This is a genomic window from Caulobacter sp. GW821-FHT09B11, assembly GCF_059418205.1.
Genome location: NZ_JBWKPK010000005.1, coordinates 67,642 through 88,689 on the forward strand (window position 1 = coordinate 67,642; position 21,048 = coordinate 88,689).

Sequence of the window (21,048 nt, forward strand, 5' to 3'; positions counted from 1 at the left end):
CGGGGGAGGAGAATAGGTAGAGGGTCTTCTCTAAGCCGCCCGCCTCGCCGCGCTCGCGCCGCCGCCAATCTTGAACCGGCCCACCAGCCGCGCCAACTCAGCCGCCTCGTTGGACAGCGAGTGGCTGGCCGCCGTCGACTGTTCGACCATGGCGGCGTTCTGCTGGGTGGCCTGGTCCATCTGGTTCACGGCGACGTTCACCTGGGCCAGGCCTGTGGCCTGCTCCTGGGCGCCGGCGGCGATCTCGGCGACGGTGTGGTTGATCTCCAGCACCCCGGCGGTGATGCGGCGCAGGGCCTCGCCGGTCTGGCCGACCAAAGCGACGCCTTCGTCCACCTGCTGGCCGGAGGCGCCGATCAGGCCCTTGATCTCCTTGGCCGCTTCCGCCGAGCGCTGGGCCAGCGCGCGAACCTCGGAGGCCACGACCGCGAAGCCCTTGCCGGCGTCGCCGGCGCGGGCCGCCTCGACCCCGGCGTTCAGGGCCAGCAGATTGGTCTGGAAGGCGATCTCGTCGATCACCCCGATGATGTTGCCGATCTCGCGCGAGCTGGCCTCGATCTGGGTCATGGCGGCGACGGCGCGCTCGACCACGGCCCCGCCGGCCTCGGCGTCCTTGCGGGCGGCGTCGACAGACCTGCGAGCGGTGCCCGCGCCTTCGGCCGCGCGGCGGACGGTGGCGGTGATCTCGTCCAAGGCGGCGGCGGTCTCTTCCAGGCTGGCGGCCTGCTGCTCGGTGCGGCGCGACAGGTCGTCGGCCGCGTGGCTGATCTCGCCAGAGCCGGCACGGATGCCGCCGACCGCGCCGGTGATCACGCTCATGGTCTCCTGCAGCCGCTGCATGGCCGCATTGAAGTCGTCCTGCAGCTTGCGATAGGCGGGCGGGAAGGCGTGGTCGAGGCGGGCGGTCAGGTCGCCCTGCGCCAGGCGCTCCAGGCCCTCGCCGACCTGGGCGACGACCCCGGCCTGCTCGCGGGCCGACGCGGCGCGCTCGGCCTCGTTGGCGCCGCGCTCGGCCTCGGCCCGGCGGCGCTGCTCGACAGCCTCGCCCTCGACCCGCAGCTTCTCGATCGCCGCGTCCTTGAAGGTCAGCACGGCCTGGGCCATCGCCCCGATCTCGTCCTTGCGGCCCAGGGCCGGCACGGCCACGGCGTTGTCGCCATCGGCCAGGCGGCGCATGGCCGAGGTCATGGCGTCGACCGGGGCGGCGATGCTGCGGGCCAGCAGCCAGCCCATCAGCACGGCGATGCCGACGGCGGCCGCGCCGCCCAGGGCCAGGGCCAGACCGGCGCCCGCGAAGGCGCGCTTCTGTTCCTCGATGCGCTGGGCCAGCTGAGCCTGTTCGGTCTCGTCGATGGTCTTCAGCGCCTTGCGCACATTGGTCAGGCGGCCGCTCTTGCCGATGCCGACCCGGGAAGCCTCCAGCTTGGCGGGGTCCTTGGCGTCGGCGATCTGGGCCAGGGTCTCGGCGCGGAACACGGTCACGGCCTGGGTGAGCGTATCGAGATTGGCCTTCTCGGCCTCGTCCTCGGCGCCGGCCGTCAGCGCCTGGAAGGCCTCGTCGTACTTGCCCTGGTAGCTCTGGTACTTCTCGACGAACGACGGATCCAGGCTCGCCACGAAGCCGCGCGCGGCGTTCTGCTGCTCGACCAGATCCGCGCCCGCCTTCTCGACCAACGCCAGATAGTCGTAGCTGTGGGCGTTGAGGGCGGTGACCCGCTGGATCGACGCCAGGCCGCTCCAGGCCAGGGCCCCGGCGCCGGCCACGGCCGCCACCAGCACGGCGAAGGCCAGAAGCAGCTTGTGCGCCACCTTGAGGTTGCTGAGCATCACGAGACTTCCCAGGAGAGTGTTGGGAGGAGTTTCGCCGATGCGGATTAATGGATATTATTCATGAACACACGAAGCGCGTATCGAACGACGTTCTTGATTGTTTCGTGCAATCAAATCATTCTGCCGCAAGGATAGACCATAGGGTGCGACGTGTGGTCGCAGGCTTTGACTCCGCAGGTCGAAGCGGGCGATATTGATCCGTGTTCTGAGTATTTTCGAATACAGTGGAGAGGTGCTCTCCACCTTGGGGCATTCGACGATTTTGCATCTTTGACGCGAATCGTGAGATAAAAACGGCGCACGGCCGCAACCGGGGGACGGGGCCGCGCGTATTCGAACAAGGCCGAGCTTCGGCCGAACGCGCCAAGGACGCGCCCCCGATGAACGCTCCCCCGCCCCTGCCCCTGGTGCGCCCCATGCTGTGGCTGGCCGCCGCCGCCTTCGCGGCCGGTTTCGGCGGCTACCTGCTGGTGGGCCTGAGCGCCCACTGAGCGCGGCGCCTCATAGTCTTCCCGTCATTCCCGCCCTTGTGGCGGGAAACCCTCCATCAGCCGCAAGGGCGAACGAGGCGGCGTGCTCGGCACGCCGCTTGCGCTTCACGTGCAAGCGGAACCAGGGGTTCCCGCCACAAGGGCGGGAATGACGGGAAATAAGAACTAGAGTTACCGCCCGCCGGTCGAGCCGAAGCCGCCGGCGCCGCGGTCGGTGTCGTCGAGGCTGGCGACCAGGCTCCAGGCCGCCTGCACCACTGGCGCGATGACCAGCTGGGCGATGCGGTCGCCGCGACGGATCACGAAGTCCTCGGCGCCCAGATTGGCCAGGATCACCTTCACTTCACCGCGATAGTCGCTGTCGATGGTGCCCGGCGAGTTCAGGCAGGTGATCCCCGCCTTGGCCGCCAGGCCCGAGCGCGGCCGCACCTGGGCCTCGAAACCGGCCGGCACGGCGAAGGCGAGACCCGTGGGCACCATGAACCGGGCGCCCGGCTTCAGGGTCAGGGGCGCGTCCTCCTCGACGGCGGCGCGCAGGTCCATGCCGGCGGCGCCGACGGTCTCGTAGGCGGGCAGCGGCAGGCCGTGGGCGTGGGCGAGCTGGACAACGGGGATGTGGGGGGTGGTGGTCATAGAGCTTCCGCGATGCGTTGGGCGATGGAGCGGGCGACGTCGTCCTTGGACGCGCGTTCCCAGCGTTCGGTGTGGTCCTTGGCGATCAGCAGGACGGCGTTTTCCGTCCCGCCCATGACGCCCGGTTCGGTCACGTCGTTGGCGATGATCCAGTCGCAGCCCTTGCGCGCCAGCTTGGCGCGGGCATGGGCCTCGACGTCGTCGGTCTCGGCCGCGAAGCCGACCACCAGCTTCGGCCGGTTCGGGCCGCCGGCGGCCAGGGTCGCCAGGATGTCGGGGTTCTCGACGAAGGTCAGGGCCGGCGGGCCGCCCTTGTCCTTCTTCAGCTTGGAGCCGAACACCTCGTCGACCCGCCAGTCGGCGACGGCGGCCACGAACACCCCCACGTCGGCCGGCAGGGCGCCCTGGGCTGCGGCCAGCATCTCGCGCGCGGTCTCGACGTCGACGCGGGTGACGCCCGGCGGGGTCGGCAGCGACACCGGCCCGCTGACCAGGGTGACCTTGGCGCCGAGCTTGGCCAGCGCGCCGGCGATGGCGTAGCCCTGGCGGCCGCTGGAGCGGTTGGTGATCCCGCGCACCGGGTCGATCGGCTCGAACGTGGGACCGGCCGTGACCAGGGCGTGCTTGCCGGCCAGCGGCCAGGCCTCGAAGATCTCCTCGGCCGGCGCGTTCAGCATTTTCACGATGGCGGCGAAGATCTCGGGCGGCTCGGCCAGGCGCCCCGGGCCGAACTCGCCGCAGGCCATGGCCCCCTCGTCGGGCCCGACGAAGCTCACGCCGTCGGCCTTCAGGGTCGCCACGTTGCGCTGCACGGCCGGGTGCAGCCACATGCGCACGTTCATGGCCGGGGCCATCAGCACGGGCTTGTCGGTCGCCAGCAGGGTCGTCGACGCCAAGTCCCCGGCCAGGCCGTTCGCGACCTTGGCGATCAGGTCGGCGGTGGCGGGCGCCACCACCACCAGGTCGGCCGAGCGCGACAGCTGGATGTGGCCCATCTCGGCCTCGTCGGTCAGCGAGAACAGGTCGTCATAGACCTTGTCCTCGGAGAGCGCGGCCAGCGACAGCGGGGTCACGAACTCCGCCCCCGCCTTGGTCAGGATCGGCCGCACGCCGACGCCGGCCTTGCGAAGCAGGCGGGTCAGCTCCAGCGCCTTGTAGGCCGCCACGCCGCCGCCGACGATCAGGAGCACGCGCTTGCCGCCCGGGATGTCGCTCACCTTGAAGGCCTCTCGTCCGCCGGTTCCCCTCCGCGCATAGAGCGCCTCGCGCCCGCAGGCAATCGCGCTGGCGGGCCGCGCGCCGAAGATGCACGAGGGGACTCGACTCGCGTTCCTTTTTCGTTCACCAATCGTTAAGATTGCAAAATCGGGGAGCGAGCGAGCATGACGGGAGCGTTGCGTTTCGGATTTCTGGCCCTTTCGGCCGCCTTGCTGGCGGGCTGCGACGGCGGGGCGTCAGCGGTGAAGGCGTCCAAGGGGGGCCAGATCGCCTCCAGCGAGGGAACCAGCAGCAGCGGGGGCGGCGCTCCGGCGGTCGCGGGCGAGGTCGCCGACGCCTCCAGCGCGGCCCGGCAGGCGGCCGACCCGCGCGATGCGCCGGTGCAGCTGATCGCCGGCCGGCCGATGTGGGCCGCCAACAGGACGCGCACCGCCGAGGAGAACGCCCAGCGCGGCTTCGAGCGGTTCGGCGAGGCGTTCGGCGCCCGAAACGTCGACGACTATGTGAAGAAGACCCACGCCTTCGTGGCCAAGCCGCCGGCCGGCAGCCAGACCTTGAAGCGCAGCAACGGCGACACCCTGATCTACGACCCGGCCGGCAACGTCTTCGCCGTGGTCACCCGGGCCGGGGCGCCGCGCACCATGTTCAAGCCCGACGACGGGGCCGACTACTGGCGCAAGCAGAAGGAAGGCCAGACCCGCCGCACGGCGGCGTCCGACCGGCGGGGCAGCGAAGGCGGGAACGGCTGAGCGCCGGCGCCCGAAACGAACGGGGGGAGACGACCATGAGGGAGCAACCGGTTCCGGACGCGGCCCTGCGCGACGCGGGGGCCACCGAGATGGCGCGCATCTGGGTGGCCGAGCACGGCCTGCACTGCAGCCTGAGCATAGGGGTCTATGACGAGACCCCGATCGACGAGGCCCGGGCCTGGGGGATGATGCTGGCCGACCTGCTGCGCCATGTCGGCCGGGGTCTGTCGGCCTATTACCAGCGCGAGGCCGGCGAGGTGGTCGAGGCGGTGCTCGAAGCCATGCGCGACGAGCTGGCCGCCCCGACCACGCCGATCGAGGGCGACCTGGCCGAACCGCCGGAGATCGAGCCCAAGGGCGCGCCGACCCGGTCGCACTGAAGGGCCGGATAAGCACGGCCGGATAAGCAAGGAGCGGCGTGCGCCGGGTCGGGGCGTGCGATAGGTCACAGTCACGGATCGGGCTTCGCGGCTAAGGGGCCAGGATTCTGCCGGGCCAAGGGTCCGCGCCGCCGGGGCGTGGACGCGGACGTGAATGAGGGGGAAGGACCATGATTGATCGCCGGGCGCTGCTTGGCCTTCTGGCGGCGGGGGGAACCGCGACGGCGCTCGATCGGGCGGTGGCGCGCGGACTGGCGCCGGAAGCGCGGCCGGCGGGACGCCCGGAGGCGCGCCCAGCTGGGCGCCCAGCGACCTTCGCGCCGCCCGATCGCGCCCTGAAGGTCGAGGTTCCCGGCGGCCGGGCCTATGTGCGGATCAACGGCGCGCTGGACGGTCCGCTGGCGCCGGTGGTCTTCGTCCATGGCGGCCCGGGCGGAACGCATGCGGGCTTCCTCGACGCCCTCGCCCTGGCCGACGAGCGGGCGGTGATCCTCTACGACCAGCTGGATTCCGGCCTGTCGGACCATCCGATGAATCCGGCCAACTGGACCGTGCCGCGCTTCGTCGACGAACTGGAGGCGGTGCGCACCGGCCTGGGGGTGTCGCGCTGGCACGTCGTCGGCCACAGCTGGGGCGGGACGGTGGCCCTGGAATACGGCGCGCGGCGGCTGCCGGCCCAGGCGGGGCTGTGCCTGGCCAGTCCCCTGGTCTCGACCCGCAGCTGGATCGCTGATGCGGAAACCCTGCGCGGCGACCTGCCCGCGCCGGTGCGCGACCAGCTGGTGCTGTGCGAGACGCCGCCCCCGGCGCCGGCGCCGCCCAAACAGGCCTGCGCGGCCGCCACCGACGCCTTCTACGCCGCCTTCCTGACCCGCGAGCGGCCCTCGCCGGCCCACCGCGCCTATCGCCCGCCCGGCGATCGCGGCTTCAACGAGACCCTCTATCGCGCCATGTGGGGACCGACCGAGTTCTCGGCGACGGGAACGCTGAAGACCTATGACGGCGAGCCGCTACTCGACCGGCTGGACGGCAGGCGCACCCTGTTCATGGTCGGCCAGTACGACGAGGCCCGGCCGGTCACCGCCGAACGCTTCGCCCGCCGCGTGGCCGGCGCCGAACTGGCCGTCGTCCCCGGCGCCGGCCACGCCACCTTCACCGACCGCCCGGAAGAGACGGTGGCCGTCCTGCGCCAGTGGCTGCGGCGGCAGGATCGGATCGCTCGATCAACGTAGAGCTTCAAATCGCAGAGAAAATTCGTAGGTCCTGAGCTGAAGGCCGGTGACACGTTTTGCCGCCGCGCGGATGCGATCGGAAAATTCGGCCGCGATCAGATAGGCCCTGACCGCCTCTCCGCGTTCCTCGGCCAAGGCCTCAGCATAACCCAGCGTCTGCTCGAGAGCTCCGGGAGGACAGGACCCCGCCTTCAACTCGATCACGACCAGCTTGTCCTCTCGATCCTTGGCCAGGATATCGATGCGGCCAGTCGCGACCCTGACTTCAACGCCCCCATCAGCTTCGGTGAGACCCGACTCCAGGGCGCCGAGCTGCTTGCGAACGGCGGCCTGCATTTCTCGCTCGACCTTGAAGACGGCTCCCTCAGCCATCTCCTCGTCAATCAACGCCTCACCCGCAACCAGATCTTCCTCGTCCATTTCGTCCAGCGGCGAGCGGATTTCGACGACGAACTGGATATAGCGCTTCAGCACCGATCGAGCATGACTTGGATAGGTCAAAAATGGGCCGACGTTCGCGGTCTGGCCCCAATTGATGACTGCGTCTATGCCATCCCTGCCAATGGTCTCATCGAGCCCTCCGATCGCAAGGTCGATCCGCGACAGATAGGAATTGTAGGTGTTGTAACTGGAGCGCTTGGCCCCGACCTTGTTCAGAAAATAATCCCTGAATTCCGCGACACGATACATCGGCGATCTCCCCACTCTCGGCGGGATAAGTGCATGACGCCGATCGTCCGCTCAACCCTGGATTATCTTCGCTTCTTGCCCTTCGCGGCGGTCGTCTTCTTCTTGCTCGCGCCCTTGGCGGACTTGCCCTTCACCGCCTTGCCCTTGGCGGCCTTGCCCGAGCGCAGCGCCGAGGCCTTGCCGCCCTTCTTCGCGGCGGCGGCGCACTTGGCCTTGGCGGCTTTCAGGGCCTTGCCCTTCTTGCCCCTGGTGACGCAGGGCGCGGCCTTGGCCGGGGCGGCGGCGGCGGGACGGGCCGCGGGAGCGATCCGGGGCGGCCAGATCACCGGCCCGCGCGCGGCGCCGGCGTAGCCGGCCGGCAGGATCGGCATGCCGGTGCGCTCGACGCTGACGGCCACCGGGGCCGCGCCGTCCTCGGCCAGGCGGCCGCTCCAGCCGCCGTCGGAGCCGCCGCTCAGCGACAGGGTCGAACCGACCCCGGCCTTGGCCATGAACCGCACGGCCGCGCCGCCGTCATAGGTGCGCTCGACGCTGTCGATCAGGCCGGTGGAGCCGACCGCGCCCTTGCGGCGCAGGTCGCGCCAGGCGCCCTCGACCGGGCCGTAGCCGCCGGCCGGATCGACGATCTGCAGGGCGTAAAGGGCGGTTCCGTCGGCCCCCCGGATCGTCCAGCCGCCGTCGAGCGGACCCTGCAGCCCTTGCGCGGCGGCGATCGAGCCCTTCACCCGCAGCTCATAGGCCTGCTCGACGCTCATCGCCCCGCCGGCCGCGGCCGGGGCGGCGGGCTCGGGGGCCGGGATCGGCAGGATGGTGGCCTTATGACGCGGGGCGGGCGCGGCCGGGGCCTCGTCCTCCTCGTCGGTGGTCTGGGGGCCGCTGGCGGCGATCAGGTCGGCCAGCGGATCGGCGGAGGCCGGCGCGGCCGCGGGCGAGGCTCCAGGCTGGGCGGCCGGCGGCGCGGCGACCACTGGGATCGCCGGCGCGGAAGCCGGAGCCGAAACGGGCGCCTGCGGGGCCGTGGTCACCACCGCATCAGAGGCGGTAGCGGCCGGAACAGCGGCGGGGGCCGAGGCCTGGGCCAGGGCGACGACCGGGATCGACAGCAGGGCGACCAGCGAGGCCGACAGGGAAAAGGGCGGCAAGACGAGGCGACGCATGGATTTCCCTATCAGCCCGCCGTCTTCGCGGCGATGGCCTCGGACACGGCTGCCAGGCGCTGGGCCTGAACCAGGTGCAGGCGCTCGGCCATCTTGCCCTCGACCCGCAGCGCGCCCTTGCCGGCGTTGTCCGGGTCGGCGAAGGCGGCGATCACCGCCCGGCTCCAGGCGATCTCATCGTCGGACGGCGAGAATGCGCGGTTGCAGATCTCCAGATGCTTGGGATGGATCAGGGTCTTGCCGTCGAAGCCGAAATCGACCGCCTGGCCGCAGACGGCCTCCAGGGCGACCAGATCCTCGATGTCGTTGTGCACCCCGTCGAGAATGGAGAGGCCATGGCTGCGCGCGGCCGCCACCGACAGCGACAGGATCGGCAGGAAGGCCTCGCGGCCCGGCGTCTGCCGCGCCCGCATCTCCTTGGCGAGATCGTTGATCCCCATCACCCAGGCCGACAGGCGCGTGGTCTTCGACACCCCGGCGATCTCCCACAGGTGGAAGGCGGCCTTGGCGGTCTCGATCATCGTCCAGAGTTTCGTGTGGACCGGAGCCGCGTGCAGAGCCGCGTCATAGGCGTGGACGTCGGCGGCGTCGTCGACCTTGGGCACGAGCACGGCGTCGGGGCCGGCCTCGGCGGCGGCCTTCAGGTCGTCGGCGCCCCAGGGGGTGTCGAGGCCGTTGGTGCGGATGACGATCTCGCGCGGGCCAAAGCCCCCGGCCTTGACCGCGGCCACGGCGGCCTCGCGGGCGGCGAGCTTCATCTCCGGCGCGACGGCGTCCTCCAGGTCGAGGATGATCACGTCGGCGTCCAGCGTGCGCGCCTTCTCCACGGCCTTGGCGTTGGAGGCGGGCATGTAGAGGGCGCTGCGGCGTGGCCGGGCGATGTCGGTCATGGAGCTCTCTAGGCGCGGGATGGGCCGGGGTCGCGAAACCTGTAAAGCACCTGCCGCGCGGGCCGAAAAGCGGAGATATCGCGATGGGCGACGCGCCCGCTACCGTCGCGGGCGAAGCCATGGCGGGAAAGCGGCAAACGGGGTTAAGCTCGCCGCATGACGACGCGCCCCACGCCCACGCGATACGACGAGACGGCCCGCAACGTCCTGGGCGGCGAACTGGTCCCCTGCTCGCTGGACCCGGTGACCGGCTTCTACCGCAACGGCTGCTGCGAGACCGGCCCGCACGACCTGGGCCTGCACACCGTCTGCGCGGTGATGACCGAGGAATTCCTGGCCTTCTCCAAGGCTTCCGGCAACGACCTGTCGACCCCGCGTCCCGAATTCGCCTTCCGCGGCCTGCGGCCCGGCGACCGCTGGTGCCTGTGCGCCGGCCGCTGGCGCGAGGCGCTGGACGCCGGCATGGCCCCGCAGGTCATCCTGGAGGCCACCCACGAGGAGACCCTGGCGATCGTCTCGCTGGGCGTGCTGAAGGACCACGCGTCGGCTTGAGGGCCGCCGCGCCTGGCAGCCGGACGGGAGTCCCGATGGTCGATTACGAGCGCAGGCTGCTGATGCTGGTCGGGCTGATCGCCCTGGCCTTCCTGCCGCTGCTGGCCGCGTCGCTGGTGTTCCTGTCGCAGGTCTCGACGGCGCAGGACCGGCTGGACGCCCTCTACGCCCGCACGGTGATCCTCGCCCACGAGCTGCGCGGCGAGAAGATGCGGCAAAATTCGCTGGTGCCGGTGATCGTGCTGAGCGGCGACGCCGCGCCGCTGGACGAGCTGAAGCGCTCGAACCGGCGGTTCGAAAGCCTGCTGGGCGAGCTGCGCGGCCTGGTGCGCGACACCGGCGCCCACACCACCCTCGACACGGTGGCCGCCCTGCAGCGCCGGCTGCTGACGATGCAGGACGCCGGCCTGGCCAAGCGGCTGAACGGGGCCTCGTCGGCCGAGGCCAACGCCTATTTCCAGCGCACCGCCGTTCCCCTGTCGGCGGACCTCAACCTGGCCATCGACCGCTTCGCCGACCAGGCCACCGCCGGCTACCAGGCCGAGCGGGCCCACAGCCAGCGCGTGGTGCGGGGCGTGTTCTGGGTGCTGGCCGTCGCCTCGGTCTGCGCCTTCGCCTTCTGCGCCTTCCTGGGCCGGCTGCTCTTGCGCCTGGTCGAGCAGAAACGCACCTACGACCAGGCCGCCGCCCGCCTGGCCCAGCGGGAAAAGGCCGTCTCCCTGGCCCGCAAGGAGGCCGTCGAGGTGGTCGCCCACGATCTCAACAACCCGATCACAACAATCCTGTTCGCCAGCGAGAACCTGCTGGCCGAGCCCGACCTCGACCGCCTGCCGCGCACCAAGGCGGCGATCGAGAACATCCGCCTGGCCACCGAGACCATGCGCCGGCTGATCCGCAACATCCTCGACCATTCCAAGATCGAGGCCGGCGGCCTGGTGCTGTCGAAGGAGACGGTCGACCTGCGCCGGCTGCTGGCCGACGTCGCCGGCCAGTTCGAGGTCTCGGCCGCGCGCAAGGGCGTGGCCTTCTCCTACACCCCGTCCGGCGATCAGGACGAGGACGGACCGATCCTGGAAGCCGACGGCGCCCGCCTGGAGCAGGTGGTGGCCAACCTGCTGTCCAACGCCATCAAGTTCACCGCCCCCGGCGGCCAGGTGTCGTTGACCAGCGAGGTCTCCGACGCCGCCGTGGTGGTCGAGGTGCGCGACACCGGCTGGGGCATGACCGCCGAGCAGGCCGCCCGGATCTTCGACCGCAACTGGCAGACCGACGCCGCCGCCCCGCACGGCAACGGCCTGGGCCTGACCATCAGCAAGGCGATCGTCGAAGCCCACGGCGGCCGCCTGGGCGTCGACAGCCGCCCCGGCGAGGGCTCGGCGTTCCGGGTCACCCTGCCGCTGGCGGCCTGAGACGAGGCGTCAGACCCGCACGCCCCTGACCTTCGCGGCCAGTGTCTCCAGCCTGTCCATGTCGGCCTCCGACAGCGCCAGCGTCGTCGCCGCGACGTTCTCCTCCAGGCGCGTCCGCCGGCGCGTGCCGGGGATCGGAACCATGGCCACGCCCAGCGCCCGGGCCCGGGCGTAGAGCCAGGCCAGGGCCGTCTGGGCCGCCGTGATCCCGTGCGCCGCGGCGATCGCCTCGACCTCGGCGACCAGCCGGTCGTTGCCCTCCAGGTTCTCCAGTGCAAAGCGCGGGAAGTTCAGGCGCGCATCGTCCTTGGGCAGCGCGCGGGCGAAGTCGCGGCTAGTCAGCAGGCCACGGCCCAGCGGCGCGAAGGGCACGAGGGTCACGCCCAGTTCGGCGGCCAGCGGGGCGATCTCATCCTCGATGTCGCGGCTGAACAGCGACCATTCCGATTGCAGGGCGGCGATCGGATGAATCGCATGGGCCTCGCGCAGCTCGTCGGGTTCCACCTCGCACAGGCCCAGCCGGCGCACCTTGCCGGCGCTTACCAGGTCGGCCATCGCGCCGACGGACTCGGCCAGGGGCACGGCCTTGTCGCGGCGGTGCATATAATAGAGGTCGATGACCTCGACCCCGAGGCGTTGGAGCGAGCGCTCGACGGCCGCGCGGATGTGTTCGGGGCGGTTGCTGAGGCTCCAGTCGTCGGGCGTCTGGGGCGTGCGGACATAGCCGAACTTGGTGGCGATCAGGGCCGCGCCCCGGTTCCGGCGCAGGAAATCCGCCAGGAAGGCCTCGTTGGCGCCCAGCCCGTACATGTCGGCGGTGTCGAACAGGGTGACGCCCAGGTCCAGGGCGCGGTCCAGCGTGGCGCGGGCCTCGGCCTCGTCGGTGGCGCCGTAGAACTCGCTCATGCCCATGCAGCCCAGGCCCTGGGCGCCAACGGAGGGGCCGCCGCGCCCGAGTTCGACCTGGGGAAGGGCGCGCGAAAGGTTCGTCATGGAAAGGCTCCGGATGGATGACGAACAGCCCTATAAGTATGGACCATGGTCCATGGTCAAGGAGCTGCCGGCATGCTGATCTCGGAGTTCGCCCGCGTCGCCGGCCTGCCCGTCGACACCGTCCGCTTCTATGTCGGCAAGGGGCTGCTGCGGCCCGAACGGGGCGGCAAGGGCGGCGGCAATCCGTACCAGGTCTTCACCCGAGACGACGTCACCGCCGCCCGCATGATCCGCCTGCAGCAGTCGCTCGGCTATTCGCTGCGGGAGATCGCGGCGCTGAACGAGGAATACCGGGCGGGCGGCGGCGGGGACGAGCGCACGGCGCAGGTCCTGCGCCTGCAGATCGAGCGCCTGCTGCAACGTCGGGCCGAACTCGACGCCGGTCTCGACTTTCTGCAGGGAAAGCTCGACTGGCTGGCGGCGGGACGCCCCGGCGACGTCCCGCGCCTGGAGGACTATCTCTGCCGCGCCGAGGCCGCCAGTTCCGAGAGCCCTTCGGCCAGGGAGACGACCGGCGCATAGCCGAGCTCGCGGCGGGCCTTGCCGATGTCGAGCGTCACCTCCACGGCCGAGGCGGCGAAGCCTTGCAGGGTCAGCGGCGCGGGCTTTGCGCCCCGCGTGACCAGGCCGATCAGGTCGCCCACGGCCGCGACGGCGCGCACCACGCCGCGCGGAACGACCTTGTCCGGCGCCGCCATGCCTTGCGTCTCCAGCAGCGCCGAGACGAAGGTCCTGAACGCCATCGGCTCGCCGTCCGACAGGAAATAGACCTCGCCGCCGCGTCCGGCCCGCAGCGCCAGGTCGACGCCGTGGCAGAGGTTGTCGATATGGGTGGTCGAGGTCCGATAGCCGCCGCCGTCGATCCAGGCCAACTGGCCGGAACGGGCCGCCTCCACCAGCGTCGGCAGGGCCGTCGTGTCGTCGCGCCCCCAGACGAAGCGCGGGCGCACGACGACGACCGTGAAGGTCTCGTCGTTCATGGAGAGGGCGATCTTCTCGGCGGCGATCTTGCTGCGCGAATAGGAGCCGGCGGGCCGGGCCGGATAGGGTCGGGTCTCGTCGACCTGGCGCAGCGGCCGCCCGTCGCTGAGCACCGACTCCGTGCTCAGGTGCACGACGCGGCGCACGCCGGCGGCCCGCGCGGCGCGCAGGACAGTTCGGGTTCCCTCGGCGTTGGTGCGCATCTGCGCCGCGCCGCCGTGGCCATGGTCGGTGTCGGCGGCCGCGTGGACCAGGGCGTCGCAGCCGGCCATGGCCTGGCCGATCCCCGGATCGAGGATGTCGCCGACCACCGCGATCGCACCCAGGGCCCGCAGGCGGTCGGCGGCCTCGGGGCTGCGCGCCAGGGCGACGACCTCGACGCCGTCGTTCAGGAAGCGGCGCACGAGGTTGCGGCCGACATAGCCGGCCGCGCCGGTCACGAAGAGGCGTCGCGGGCAGGCGTGCGCGCTCGTCGCCGCCCCGAGGGCGGCGGAGGAAGGATGGGTCATGTTCTGAAGTCCGGTTTGGGGGAGGGGTCAGTCGCCCGTCGGCGGCGAGCGGTCCGGCGGCGTCGCCGAGGACAGCCATTCGATCTCGCGAACGATCCTGTCGCGCTCGGCCGGCGGGAAGTGGTGGAAGTCGAGGAACTCGAGAAACTTCAGGCCCTCGAGGGCGAGATAGGCCAGCAGCGCCCCGCGCGGCGCGGCCGAGGTGTCGAGCACCCGGGCGACGACGCCGGCTTGGTTGGCCTGCATCTTCCGCCGCAGGTCGGCGTCCAGCACCAGGGCGGCGCTCAGATTGAGGGCGACGGCGCGGAAGTCCTCGGGCGGGGCGTGGGCGCCGCCGCGGATCCGTCCGCGGATGACGGGGCTGTCCTGGCCCGCCAGTTCGGCCTCCAGCGCGGCGTGGCGGGCGTTGTCGGCCGCGAACGAGCGATCGACCACCGCCTCGATCAGCGCCTGCTTGGTCTTGAAGTCGTAGATCACCGTCGCCTTGCCGACCCCGGCCTCCTTGGCCACGGCGTCCAGCGTCAGGTTCGCCGCCCCATCCCGCGCGACGACGCGCTCGGCGGCGTCGAGGATGACCTGCTGGTCGATGACGCGCTTGCGTCCCATCTTGGCTCCAATTCATAACCGACCGGATGGTTATAAATGAAGAGCGGGCGATCCGTAAAGGCCGGGACGTGGATTCAGGGCGTTATGTCGCTTCCTCAGGCCAGCGGCTTCAGCTCGCCCAGCACCGTCGGGATCAGCTCCGACACCGTCGGATGGATCGGCACGGTGCGCTGGAGCACCGTGTAGGGGGCCTTGGCGTACATGATGTCGAGAATGCCGTGGATGGCCTCGTCGCCGGAGACGCCGAGGATCGAGGCGCCGAGGATCTGCTTGCTCTCGGCGTCGACCAGCACCTTCATGAAGCCCTGGGTCTCGCCCTTCTCGATGGCGCGGCCGACGCGGGTCATGGGACGGGTCCCGACCAGGGCGGGGCGGCCGCTGCTACGGACCTCGGCCTCGGTCATCCCCACCCGGCCCAGCGGCGGGTCGGTGTAGAGGGCGTAGGCGGTCAGGCGGTCGGTGACCTTCCTCGCATCGTCGTCCAGCAGGTTGGCGGCGATGATCTCGAAGTCGTTGTAGGCGGTGTGGGTGAAGGCGCCCCGGCCGTTGCAGTCGCCCATCGCCCAGATCGACGGAACGTTGGTGCGCAGGGCGTTGTCCACCTGGATGTAGCCGCGCTTGTCGAGCGTCACCCCGGCCGCGTCCAGGCCCAGGTCGTCGGTGTTGGGCTTGCGGCCGACGGCCAGCAGCACGTGCGAGCCCTTCACGGCCGGCTCGCCCTCGCGGCAGGAGACGTGGACGCTGACCCCGCCTTCGGAGGGCGAGAAGCTGATGCACTCGGAATTGAGGCGGAAGGCGACGCCCTCGGCCTCGAGAATCTCGCGCACCGTGTCGGAGACCTCGGGGTCCTCGCGGCCGATCAGGCGCGGCCCCATCTCGACCACCGTCACCGCCGCGCCGAAGCGCCGGTACATCTGGGCGAACTCCAGCCCGATATAGCTGCCGCCGACGATCACCAGGTGTTCGGGCAGCACGTCGAGCTGCATCATGCCGGTGTTGGTCAAGTAGGAGACGTCGTTCACCCCCGGCATGTCGGGCACGTTGGCGCGGCCGCCGACATTGAGGAAGATCTTGGGGGCTTCCAGCACCGCCTCGCCGACCTGAACGGTGGTGGGCGAGGTCAGGCGGGCATGGCCTTCGAAGACGGTGAGGCCGTCCATGCCCTTCAGCCACTTTTCCACGCCGCCGCGGGCGTTGTGGACGACGGTCTGCTGGCGGGCCTTGACCGCCTTCATGTCGACCGCGACCTCGCCTTGCAGCACGACGCCGTAGTCGGCGGCGCGGCGGGCCAGATGTGCGGCGTAGGCGCTGGCGACCAGGGTCTTGGTCGGCATGCAGCCGGTGTTGACGCAGGTGCCGCCGAACAGCTTGCGCTCGACCAGGGCCACCTTCCAGCCGACGGCGGTCAGGCGGCCGGCCAGGGACGGCCCGGCCTGGCCCGCGCCGACGATGATCGCGTCGAACACCTGCGCGGCCATCACGACACCGCCGAGACGATCAGATACGCGCCGCCCAGGGCTACGACGTCCTCGATCAGGGCCGCCGGCGTGTCGCGCTTGAAGGCCTTGGCCAGGCGTCCGCGCGCCTCGGCTCCGCCCAGGGTGCCGATCACGGCCCCAACCACGCCCAGCACGGCGCCGACGATCCACGAGCCGCCGGCGAAGCCGATGGCCGCGCCGGAGAAGCCGCCGCTGACGATCCGCGCCCCGAACTGCGGCGGAACCTTGCGGCTGGGGGTGAAGGGCAGCTGGTCGGTGATCAGCTCGACCGCCGCCAGGGCGGTGAAGATCCAGGTGGCGATATTGCCGCCCAGCCAGGCCAGCGGCGTTCCGGCCAGCGGGATCCAGCCGAGATGCGCGCCCCAGGCGACGGCGGCGGGGGCGGTCATGGCCCGCAGGCCGGCGATCACGCCGATCAGCAGGGCGAGGACGTAGAGGGTCATGCGAGAACTCCCGAGCGTCGCCGCGATCAGGCGCGCCCTGGGAGCAAACCGCAAGCGCAGCGTGCAGGCTTGGACGTTTCGGCTTTGGCGAAAGGGTCGTGCGTCCTTCGAGGCCCGCTGCGCGGGCGCCTCAGGATGAGGAATTCAATGCAACACGATCCTCATCCTGAGGTGCGAGGCGCAGCCGAGCCTCGAAGGACGCACGCCCTATCCGATCCCCTCACCGACCCGGTTGCTCTCAGCCAACGGATACTCCCGCTCCAGCCGATAGGCCGAGCCTTCCTTGGTGCGCCAGCTGGAATAGAGGCCGAAGCGGTCAACGTGGAACGACGGCGAGTGCAGCAGGTTGTTGCGCTGGATCCAGGCGGCCACCTCGGGAACGGTCGCGCGATTCAGATAGGCCAGGGTGACGTGCGGCAGGTAGGTGCGGGTCTCGTGCTTGAGGCCGACATGGCGGACGGCGCTTTCGTTGGCCTTCTGCAGGCGGCGCAGCAGCGGCTGCTCCTCGACCCCCGCCCAGACGGCGTGCATGTCGGGTCCCTCGCCGAAATGGCCGGCGCCCTTCAGCTCCAGGTCGAAGGCCGGCGCCTGGATCTCCGCCAGCGCCTCGTCGAGATCGGCCGCGTCGGGCTCGGCCACGTCGCCGATGAAGCGCAGGGTGATGTGGAAGGCCTCCAGCGGCCGCCAATGGGCGCCCTCGATACCGGACTGGCGGTCTTGCAGGTGCGCGCCGATCTCGGGCGGGACGGCGATCGCGGTGAACAGACGGATCATGCCGCCAGCTTAGACGCCCGGCGGGCAGGGCGTCCATGCGGCTGCGCCCGGACTTCCGCCGGGGAACACAAACCGATAAGGGCGGGCGGCGGCTTCCTCCCCGGCCGTGAGAGTCGAGGACGTTTCCATGTCGCCGTCGCCGCAGATCATCGCGCTCAGCGCCGGATCGCCCAACCTCGTCGAAGGTCAGTGGCCCGACCGGGTGATCGACACCGTCTCGCGCGCCGAACTGCACGCCTTCCGGGTCGATGCGCCCAGGGGCCGGGTGCTGGTCTGCGCCGGCGGCGGCTATCTGCGGCTGATGCTCGACCGCGAGGGCGTCGAGGTGGCCCTGTGGCTCAACGGCCTGGGCTATGACGCCTATGTGCTGGCCCACCGCCTGCCCGGCGCCCCCGCCGACGACGGCGTGCATCCGGCCGACATCGCCCTGACCGACGCCCTGGCGGCGATCGAACAGATCCCGCGCGGCCTGCCGCTGTTCGTCATGGGCCTGTCGTCGGGCGGCCACCTGGCCGGAACCATCGCCTGCCAGCCGGGCGTCGACGCGGCTGGCGTGCTGATCGCCTACGCCCCGATCAACGCCAACCACAGGGACTACAAGGCCCCGGCCGGCAAGCCCGACTATCCGCCGGTAGAGAAGCAAGCCTTCTACGACGCCTGGCCGATCGGGATCGCCGCGCAGCCGCACGGCGTGCCGGCCTGCCCGGTGTTCCTGGCCTACGCCCTGCTGGACGAGGCCGTGCCGGTCGAGCACGCGCTGAACTTCATCAGGACGGCCCGCGACCTGAAGCTCGATCTCGACGCCCACGTGTTCGGAACCGCGCCGCACGGCTTCGCCCTGCGGGAGCTCGACGGCCCGCAAGGCGCCTGGCCCAGCCTGGCCGCCGATTGGATGGCCCGCAAGGCGAGGGGCTAGCGCGGGAGGCCGTCGCTGGCCGATGATGGCGCGCTTGGATAAGGGTTGGTGATGTCCGACGATCCTGACTACAGCCGCGGCTTCGGCGGAGAGGCTCTGGGCGCGCGGCTCCGGCGGGCGTCCGAGCGCATCGACCGGGACGGCGCCCGGGTCTACGCCGCCCACGGCGTGCGCTTCGAGCAGCGCTGGTACGGCGTGCTGCGCCAGCTGATCGAGCATGGCCGGCCGATGGCCGTGGGCGAGATCGCCGCCATCCTGCACATCACCCACGCCTCGGTCAGCGAGACCAGCCGGTCGATGGAAAAGGCCGGGATCATCGCCTCGATCACCGCCGCCGAGGACGGACGCCGGCGCCTGCTGGGCCTGACCGACGAGGGCCGGACCCTGGCGGCGCGGCTGACCCCGCTGTGGAACGCCTTCAACGCCGCCGCCCACGAACTGGACACCGAGGCCGGCGAGGTCACCCGCCTGCTCGACCGCCTCGACGACGCCCTGGAGAACCGGTCGATGTTCGACCGGATCATGGCCCAGATGGCGGCCCGCGAGACCGACGATTGACAGATATGTAGGCACCTACATAAATGGCCGCCGAACGGAGATCGCTGGTCATGACCCCTACCCGACGCGCCCTGCTGGGCGCCCTGCCCGCCATGGCCTGCCTGAGCCGATCGGCGCTCGCCGCGCCCTCTGGAGCGGACTTCTATCGCAACGCCGTCGTGATCAACGGCAACCTGCTCCTGCCCATCGACGACACCAAGCCGCTGGACAAGGAGACCCGCGACCAGATCCGGGCCTCGGGCCTGACGGCGGCGAAGATGACGATCGGCGGCTCGGGCGGCGAGACCCGCGCCGAGGTCGCCGAAGGCATCGCCGGCTTCGACAAGGCCATCAGTCTCAACCCCGACCTCTACATGAAGGTCACGGGGCCGGCCGACTTCGCCCGCGCCAAGGCCTCGGGCCGGCTGGGCGTGATCTATTCGTTCGAGGCGGCCGAGATGCTGGAGGGCGACCTGGCCGCCATCGACCAGTTCCGCGACGCCGGGGTGCTGATCATGGGCCTCAGCTACAACCGCACCACGCCGTTCGCCTCGGGCACGATGTCGAAGGAGTCCACGGGCCTCACCGCCCTGGGCCGCCAGGCGGTAGCGCGGATGAACGCCAAGGGCGTGACCGTCGACGTCAGCCACAGCGACGAGAAGTCGAGCCTGGCCGCCATCGAAGTCTCCGACCGGCCGGTGCTGATCACCCACGCCGGCTGCAGCGCCGTGCACGCCCATCCGCGCAACAAGTCCGACGACCTGCTGCGCGAACTGGCCGACCGCGGCGGGGTGATCGGGATCTACGAGCTGAGCTACCTGACGACCGCGCCGGCCCAGCCGTCGCTGGAGATCTATCTGGCCCACCTGACCCACGCCCTGAAGGTCTGCGGCGAGGATCATGTCGGCATCGGCAGCGACGCGCTGCTGTGGCCCTTCGACACCTCGCCCGAGAGCATGGCGGAGTGGAACAGGAGCCTGGAGGAGCGCAAGGCCGCCGGCGTCGCCGCCCCGGGCGAAGGGCCTCCGCCGTTCGTCACCGAACTGAACCGGCCCGACCGCTGCGCGATCGTCGCCGACGCCCTGCTGAAGCGGGGCTACAAGGCGCGGGTCGCGGAAAAGGTGCTGGGCGGCAATTTCCAGCGGGTCTTCAACGAGACCTGGACGGGGTGAGCCCACCCCTCAATTCGTCATCCCGGGCGGAGGGCCGCGCAGCGGACCGCAGACCCGGGACCCAGGGGACCGGGCTCAGAGGGTCGATCAAACGCCCAGGCGGTGGCCAACACCAATGCGGCGGCCCCTGGGTCCCGGCTCTCCCGCCCGCCTTCGCGGGCGTGCGGCCGGGATGACGATGAATTTGAGCTTTTGAAGCGCCAGGCCGCGATCGCGCGGTCTACTCGTCTTCCGACGGGCCTTCGGGCTCGCCCACCAGGTTCGGCGGATCGGCCAGCACGACGCGTTCGGCCAGCTTCACTTCCGGCGCGGCGGCGCGGGTGAAGGGCAGGTACCAGGTCTGGCCGCCGAGCGGAGGCGTGATCTCGAGCAGGTCGCCGGCCCCGAAGTCCTGCACGCTCTTGATCTTGCCCAGATCCTCGCCGGTGACGATGTGGCGCACGGCCAGGCCGATCAGGTCGGTGAGGTAGAACTCGTCTTCCTCGGGCTCGGGCAGGGCCGAGCGGGGGACGAACAGCTTGAGGCCGCGAAGGGCGTCGGCGGCTTCCTTGGTGGTGATTTCAGCGCAGCGGCAGATCAGGCCGTCCTTGACCGCACGGGCCTGGGACAGGCTCAGAGCGGTCGAACCGTCCTGGCGCAGGAGCCGCTTGAAGCCCTTCAGGGCCATCGGCTCCTCGGTATAGGTCGAGATCCGCACCTCGCCGCGCACGCCGAAGCCGCCGGCCACGCGGCCGACCAGGATCAACGGGTCATCGGAGTGAGAAGTGGGCATCGACGGGAAACTTTCCGGACGAGGCCGGTCTTTGGGGTAGAAAAGAGAATGGCGCCGCCCCCACCAGGAGAGCGGCGCCGTATCCCTTAGCCTTCCGAGGCTTCTTCAGCCGGGGCCTCGGCGGCCGGGGCTTCTTCAGCAGCCGGAGCCTCTTCGGCCGGAGCCGGAGCAGCGGCGGCTTCGGCGGCCGCGGCGGCGGCGGCTTCAGCGGCGGCGGCGGCCGCGGCCTTGGCGTCTTCCTTGGCCTGGGCTTCGGCGGCGACGCGCTCTTCTTCGCGCTGGGCGCGCTCGGCGGTGCGTTCCTTGGCCTTCTTGCCCGGCTCGCCCTTCTTCGGGTTGCTGCCGGCGGTCCAGGTCGACAGGCCTTGGGCGGCCAGGAAGCGCGCGACGCGGTCGGTCGGCTGGGCGCCCTTCTTGAGCCACTCCTGGATCGACTCGACCTTCAGGGTCACGCGAGCCGGGTCGTCCTTCTTGAGGAGCGGGTTGTAGGTGCCGACCTTCTCGATGAAACGGCCATCGCGGGGCGAGTGGCTGTCGGCGATGACGATCGAGTAGTACGGGCGCTTCTTGGCGCCGCCACGGGCGAGACGGATCTTCAGCATTTTCGTTAGTCCT

Annotated in this window: 24 protein-coding genes and 1 pseudogene; 10 read left to right on the forward strand and 15 right to left on the reverse strand. The window is 70.8% G+C overall.

What is annotated here, in order from left to right:
• Positions 1-30 precede the first annotated feature (30 nt).
• Positions 31-1,827 (reverse strand): methyl-accepting chemotaxis protein, encoded by a 1,797-nt coding sequence (locus tag AC07N1_RS04895; RefSeq protein WP_494670786.1) that lies wholly within the window; start codon positions 1,825-1,827, stop codon positions 31-33.
• 383 nt (positions 1,828-2,210) lie between these two features.
• Between AC07N1_RS04895 and AC07N1_RS04900 the strand changes: the two genes are divergently transcribed.
• The gene (locus AC07N1_RS04900; protein ID WP_494670787.1) at positions 2,211-2,321 is read left to right on the forward strand and encodes a hypothetical protein; all 111 of its coding nucleotides are present in this window, start codon (positions 2,211-2,213) and stop codon (positions 2,319-2,321) included.
• Positions 2,322-2,492: 171 nt separating this feature from the next.
• Here AC07N1_RS04900 and dut read toward each other — a convergent pair whose 3' ends face one another.
• Both dut and coaBC read right to left on the reverse strand, forming a co-directional pair.
• Positions 2,493-2,954: a dUTP diphosphatase gene (gene dut / locus AC07N1_RS04905; protein WP_487291294.1), complete on the reverse strand. Its 462-nt coding sequence runs from the start codon at positions 2,952-2,954 to the stop codon at positions 2,493-2,495.
• The gene (gene coaBC, locus AC07N1_RS04910; protein ID WP_494670908.1) at positions 2,951-4,162 is read right to left on the reverse strand and encodes a bifunctional phosphopantothenoylcysteine decarboxylase/phosphopantothenate--cysteine ligase CoaBC; all 1,212 of its coding nucleotides are present in this window, start codon (positions 4,160-4,162) and stop codon (positions 2,951-2,953) included. Before coaBC ends, dut begins: the two co-directional genes overlap by 4 nt.
• Before the next feature lie 174 nt (positions 4,163-4,336).
• Between coaBC and AC07N1_RS04915 the strand changes: the two genes are divergently transcribed.
• The 3 genes from AC07N1_RS04915 (at position 4,337) to AC07N1_RS04925 (ending at position 6,533) form a co-directional block, all read left to right on the forward strand.
• Positions 4,337-4,921, forward strand: a complete 585-nt coding sequence (locus AC07N1_RS04915) for a hypothetical protein (RefSeq protein ID WP_494670788.1) — start codon at positions 4,337-4,339, stop codon at positions 4,919-4,921.
• A gap of 35 nt (positions 4,922-4,956) precedes the next feature.
• Positions 4,957-5,301: a DUF5076 domain-containing protein gene (locus tag AC07N1_RS04920; RefSeq protein ID WP_494670789.1), complete on the forward strand. Its 345-nt coding sequence runs from the start codon at positions 4,957-4,959 to the stop codon at positions 5,299-5,301.
• Between the two features lie 170 nt (positions 5,302-5,471).
• Positions 5,472-6,533, forward strand: a complete 1,062-nt coding sequence (locus tag AC07N1_RS04925; RefSeq protein ID WP_494670790.1) for a proline iminopeptidase-family hydrolase — start codon at positions 5,472-5,474, stop codon at positions 6,531-6,533.
• Here the strand turns inward: AC07N1_RS04925 and AC07N1_RS04930 are convergent.
• The 3 genes from AC07N1_RS04930 to AC07N1_RS04940 form a co-directional block, all read right to left on the reverse strand.
• A complete protein-coding gene (locus AC07N1_RS04930; RefSeq protein WP_494670791.1) occupies positions 6,525-7,223 on the reverse strand; it encodes an endonuclease NucS domain-containing protein in 699 nt (232 codons plus the stop codon). The two genes, AC07N1_RS04925 and AC07N1_RS04930, sit on opposite strands and share 9 nt — an antisense overlap.
• A 62-nt stretch (positions 7,224-7,285) precedes the next feature.
• Positions 7,286-8,380 (reverse strand): hypothetical protein, encoded by a 1,095-nt coding sequence (locus AC07N1_RS04935; protein ID WP_494670792.1) that lies wholly within the window; start codon positions 8,378-8,380, stop codon positions 7,286-7,288.
• 11 nt (positions 8,381-8,391) lie between these two features.
• A complete protein-coding gene (locus AC07N1_RS04940; RefSeq protein ID WP_494670793.1) occupies positions 8,392-9,270 on the reverse strand; it encodes an HpcH/HpaI aldolase/citrate lyase family protein in 879 nt (292 codons plus the stop codon).
• Between the two features lie 156 nt (positions 9,271-9,426).
• On the opposite strand from AC07N1_RS04940, the gene AC07N1_RS04945 reads away from it, so the two are divergent.
• The gene (locus AC07N1_RS04945; protein ID WP_487291304.1) at positions 9,427-9,822 is read left to right on the forward strand and encodes a DUF2237 family protein; all 396 of its coding nucleotides are present in this window, start codon (positions 9,427-9,429) and stop codon (positions 9,820-9,822) included.
• 35 nt (positions 9,823-9,857) lie between these two features.
• Positions 9,858-11,231 (forward strand): sensor histidine kinase, encoded by a 1,374-nt coding sequence (locus AC07N1_RS04950; protein WP_494670794.1) that lies wholly within the window; start codon positions 9,858-9,860, stop codon positions 11,229-11,231.
• A 9-nt stretch (positions 11,232-11,240) separates the two neighbouring features.
• On the opposite strand, the gene AC07N1_RS04955 is transcribed toward AC07N1_RS04950, so the two are convergent.
• On the reverse strand, positions 11,241-12,224 hold the full coding sequence (locus tag AC07N1_RS04955) for an aldo/keto reductase (RefSeq protein ID WP_494670795.1): 984 nt from the start codon (positions 12,222-12,224) through the stop codon (positions 11,241-11,243).
• Between the two features lie 72 nt (positions 12,225-12,296).
• Between AC07N1_RS04955 and AC07N1_RS04960 the strand changes: the two genes are divergently transcribed.
• Positions 12,297-12,746, forward strand: coding sequence for a MerR family transcriptional regulator (locus tag AC07N1_RS04960; protein WP_494670796.1), 450 nt, complete (start codon positions 12,297-12,299; stop codon positions 12,744-12,746).
• Here AC07N1_RS04960 and AC07N1_RS04965 read toward each other — a convergent pair.
• The 6 genes and pseudogenes from AC07N1_RS04965 to thpR form a co-directional block, all read right to left on the reverse strand.
• The gene (locus AC07N1_RS04965) at positions 12,680-13,714 is read right to left on the reverse strand and encodes an NAD-dependent epimerase/dehydratase family protein (RefSeq protein WP_494670797.1); all 1,035 of its coding nucleotides are present in this window, start codon (positions 13,712-13,714) and stop codon (positions 12,680-12,682) included. The genes AC07N1_RS04960 and AC07N1_RS04965 overlap by 67 nt on opposite strands.
• Positions 13,715-13,741: 27 nt before the next feature.
• Positions 13,742-14,320 (reverse strand): TetR family transcriptional regulator, encoded by a 579-nt coding sequence (locus AC07N1_RS04970; protein ID WP_494670798.1) that lies wholly within the window; start codon positions 14,318-14,320, stop codon positions 13,742-13,744.
• A gap of 95 nt (positions 14,321-14,415) precedes the next feature.
• Positions 14,416-15,798 carry an FAD-containing oxidoreductase gene (locus AC07N1_RS04975; protein WP_494670799.1) on the reverse strand — a complete coding sequence of 461 codons (1,383 nt, stop codon included), beginning with the start codon at positions 15,796-15,798 and terminating at the stop codon, positions 14,416-14,418.
• Positions 15,798-16,262, reverse strand: a complete 465-nt coding sequence (locus tag AC07N1_RS04980) for a DUF4126 domain-containing protein (RefSeq protein WP_494670800.1) — start codon at positions 16,260-16,262, stop codon at positions 15,798-15,800. The genes AC07N1_RS04975 and AC07N1_RS04980 overlap by 1 nt, the downstream gene beginning before the upstream one ends.
• Positions 16,263-16,361: 99 nt before the next feature.
• Positions 16,362-16,473 (reverse strand): annotated as a pseudogene (locus tag AC07N1_RS04985) (hypothetical protein); the annotation flags it as partial.
• Positions 16,470-17,036: an RNA 2',3'-cyclic phosphodiesterase gene (thpR, locus tag AC07N1_RS04990; RefSeq protein WP_494670801.1), complete on the reverse strand. Its 567-nt coding sequence runs from the start codon at positions 17,034-17,036 to the stop codon at positions 16,470-16,472. The gene thpR and the pseudogene AC07N1_RS04985, both read right to left, overlap by 4 nt.
• A gap of 127 nt (positions 17,037-17,163) precedes the next feature.
• On the opposite strand from thpR, the gene AC07N1_RS04995 reads away from it, so the two are divergent.
• Genes AC07N1_RS04995 through AC07N1_RS05005 form a run of 3 tightly spaced genes read left to right on the forward strand, consistent with a single transcriptional unit; the run spans position 17,164 to position 19,661 of the window.
• Complete coding sequence (locus AC07N1_RS04995; protein WP_494670802.1) at positions 17,164-17,952, forward strand: alpha/beta hydrolase; 789 nt, start codon at positions 17,164-17,166, stop codon at positions 17,950-17,952.
• 51 nt (positions 17,953-18,003) lie between these two features.
• Positions 18,004-18,510 carry a MarR family winged helix-turn-helix transcriptional regulator gene (locus AC07N1_RS05000; RefSeq protein WP_494670803.1) on the forward strand — a complete coding sequence of 169 codons (507 nt, stop codon included), beginning with the start codon at positions 18,004-18,006 and terminating at the stop codon, positions 18,508-18,510.
• Positions 18,511-18,560: 50 nt separating this feature from the next.
• Positions 18,561-19,661 carry a dipeptidase gene (locus AC07N1_RS05005; protein WP_494670804.1) on the forward strand — a complete coding sequence of 367 codons (1,101 nt, stop codon included), beginning with the start codon at positions 18,561-18,563 and terminating at the stop codon, positions 19,659-19,661.
• A gap of 220 nt (positions 19,662-19,881) precedes the next feature.
• Here AC07N1_RS05005 and rimM read toward each other — a convergent pair whose 3' ends face one another.
• Both rimM and rpsP read right to left on the reverse strand, forming a co-directional pair.
• Positions 19,882-20,433, reverse strand: coding sequence for a ribosome maturation factor RimM (gene rimM, locus AC07N1_RS05010; RefSeq protein WP_494670805.1), 552 nt, complete (start codon positions 20,431-20,433; stop codon positions 19,882-19,884).
• An 86-nt stretch (positions 20,434-20,519) separates the two neighbouring features.
• A complete protein-coding gene (gene rpsP / locus AC07N1_RS05015) occupies positions 20,520-21,035 on the reverse strand; it encodes a 30S ribosomal protein S16 (RefSeq protein ID WP_494670806.1) in 516 nt (171 codons plus the stop codon).
• Between the last annotated feature and the right edge of the window lie 13 nt (positions 21,036-21,048).

Coding starts and splice junctions, on each gene's coding strand:
- AC07N1_RS04980 (WP_494670800.1), bottom strand. CDS start 16,262: ATGACCCTCTACGTCCTCGCCCTGCTGATCGGCGTGATCGCCGGCCTG.
- thpR (WP_494670801.1), bottom strand. CDS start 17,036: ATGATCCGTCTGTTCACCGCGATCGCCGTCCCGCCCGAGATCGGCGCG.
- dut (WP_487291294.1), bottom strand. CDS start 2,954: ATGACCACCACCCCCCACATCCCCGTTGTCCAGCTCGCCCACGCCCAC.
- rpsP (WP_494670806.1), bottom strand. CDS start 21,035: ATGCTGAAGATCCGTCTCGCCCGTGGCGGCGCCAAGAAGCGCCCGTAC.
- AC07N1_RS04925 (WP_494670790.1), top strand. CDS start 5,472: ATGATTGATCGCCGGGCGCTGCTTGGCCTTCTGGCGGCGGGGGGAACC.
- AC07N1_RS04900 (WP_494670787.1), top strand. CDS start 2,211: ATGAACGCTCCCCCGCCCCTGCCCCTGGTGCGCCCCATGCTGTGGCTG.
- AC07N1_RS04975 (WP_494670799.1), bottom strand. CDS start 15,798: ATGGCCGCGCAGGTGTTCGACGCGATCATCGTCGGCGCGGGCCAGGCC.
- AC07N1_RS05005 (WP_494670804.1), top strand. CDS start 18,561: ATGACCCCTACCCGACGCGCCCTGCTGGGCGCCCTGCCCGCCATGGCC.
- AC07N1_RS04945 (WP_487291304.1), top strand. CDS start 9,427: ATGACGACGCGCCCCACGCCCACGCGATACGACGAGACGGCCCGCAAC.
- AC07N1_RS04935 (WP_494670792.1), bottom strand. CDS start 8,380: ATGCGTCGCCTCGTCTTGCCGCCCTTTTCCCTGTCGGCCTCGCTGGTC.
- AC07N1_RS04965 (WP_494670797.1), bottom strand. CDS start 13,714: ATGACCCATCCTTCCTCCGCCGCCCTCGGGGCGGCGACGAGCGCGCAC.
- AC07N1_RS04920 (WP_494670789.1), top strand. CDS start 4,957: ATGAGGGAGCAACCGGTTCCGGACGCGGCCCTGCGCGACGCGGGGGCC.
- AC07N1_RS04970 (WP_494670798.1), bottom strand. CDS start 14,320: ATGGGACGCAAGCGCGTCATCGACCAGCAGGTCATCCTCGACGCCGCC.
- AC07N1_RS04960 (WP_494670796.1), top strand. CDS start 12,297: ATGCTGATCTCGGAGTTCGCCCGCGTCGCCGGCCTGCCCGTCGACACC.
- AC07N1_RS04915 (WP_494670788.1), top strand. CDS start 4,337: ATGACGGGAGCGTTGCGTTTCGGATTTCTGGCCCTTTCGGCCGCCTTG.
- rimM (WP_494670805.1), bottom strand. CDS start 20,433: ATGCCCACTTCTCACTCCGATGACCCGTTGATCCTGGTCGGCCGCGTG.
- AC07N1_RS04995 (WP_494670802.1), top strand. CDS start 17,164: ATGTCGCCGTCGCCGCAGATCATCGCGCTCAGCGCCGGATCGCCCAAC.
- AC07N1_RS05000 (WP_494670803.1), top strand. CDS start 18,004: ATGTCCGACGATCCTGACTACAGCCGCGGCTTCGGCGGAGAGGCTCTG.
- AC07N1_RS04940 (WP_494670793.1), bottom strand. CDS start 9,270: ATGACCGACATCGCCCGGCCACGCCGCAGCGCCCTCTACATGCCCGCC.
- AC07N1_RS04930 (WP_494670791.1), bottom strand. CDS start 7,223: ATGTATCGTGTCGCGGAATTCAGGGATTATTTTCTGAACAAGGTCGGG.
- AC07N1_RS04950 (WP_494670794.1), top strand. CDS start 9,858: ATGGTCGATTACGAGCGCAGGCTGCTGATGCTGGTCGGGCTGATCGCC.
- AC07N1_RS04955 (WP_494670795.1), bottom strand. CDS start 12,224: ATGACGAACCTTTCGCGCGCCCTTCCCCAGGTCGAACTCGGGCGCGGC.
- AC07N1_RS04895 (WP_494670786.1), bottom strand. CDS start 1,827: ATGCTCAGCAACCTCAAGGTGGCGCACAAGCTGCTTCTGGCCTTCGCC.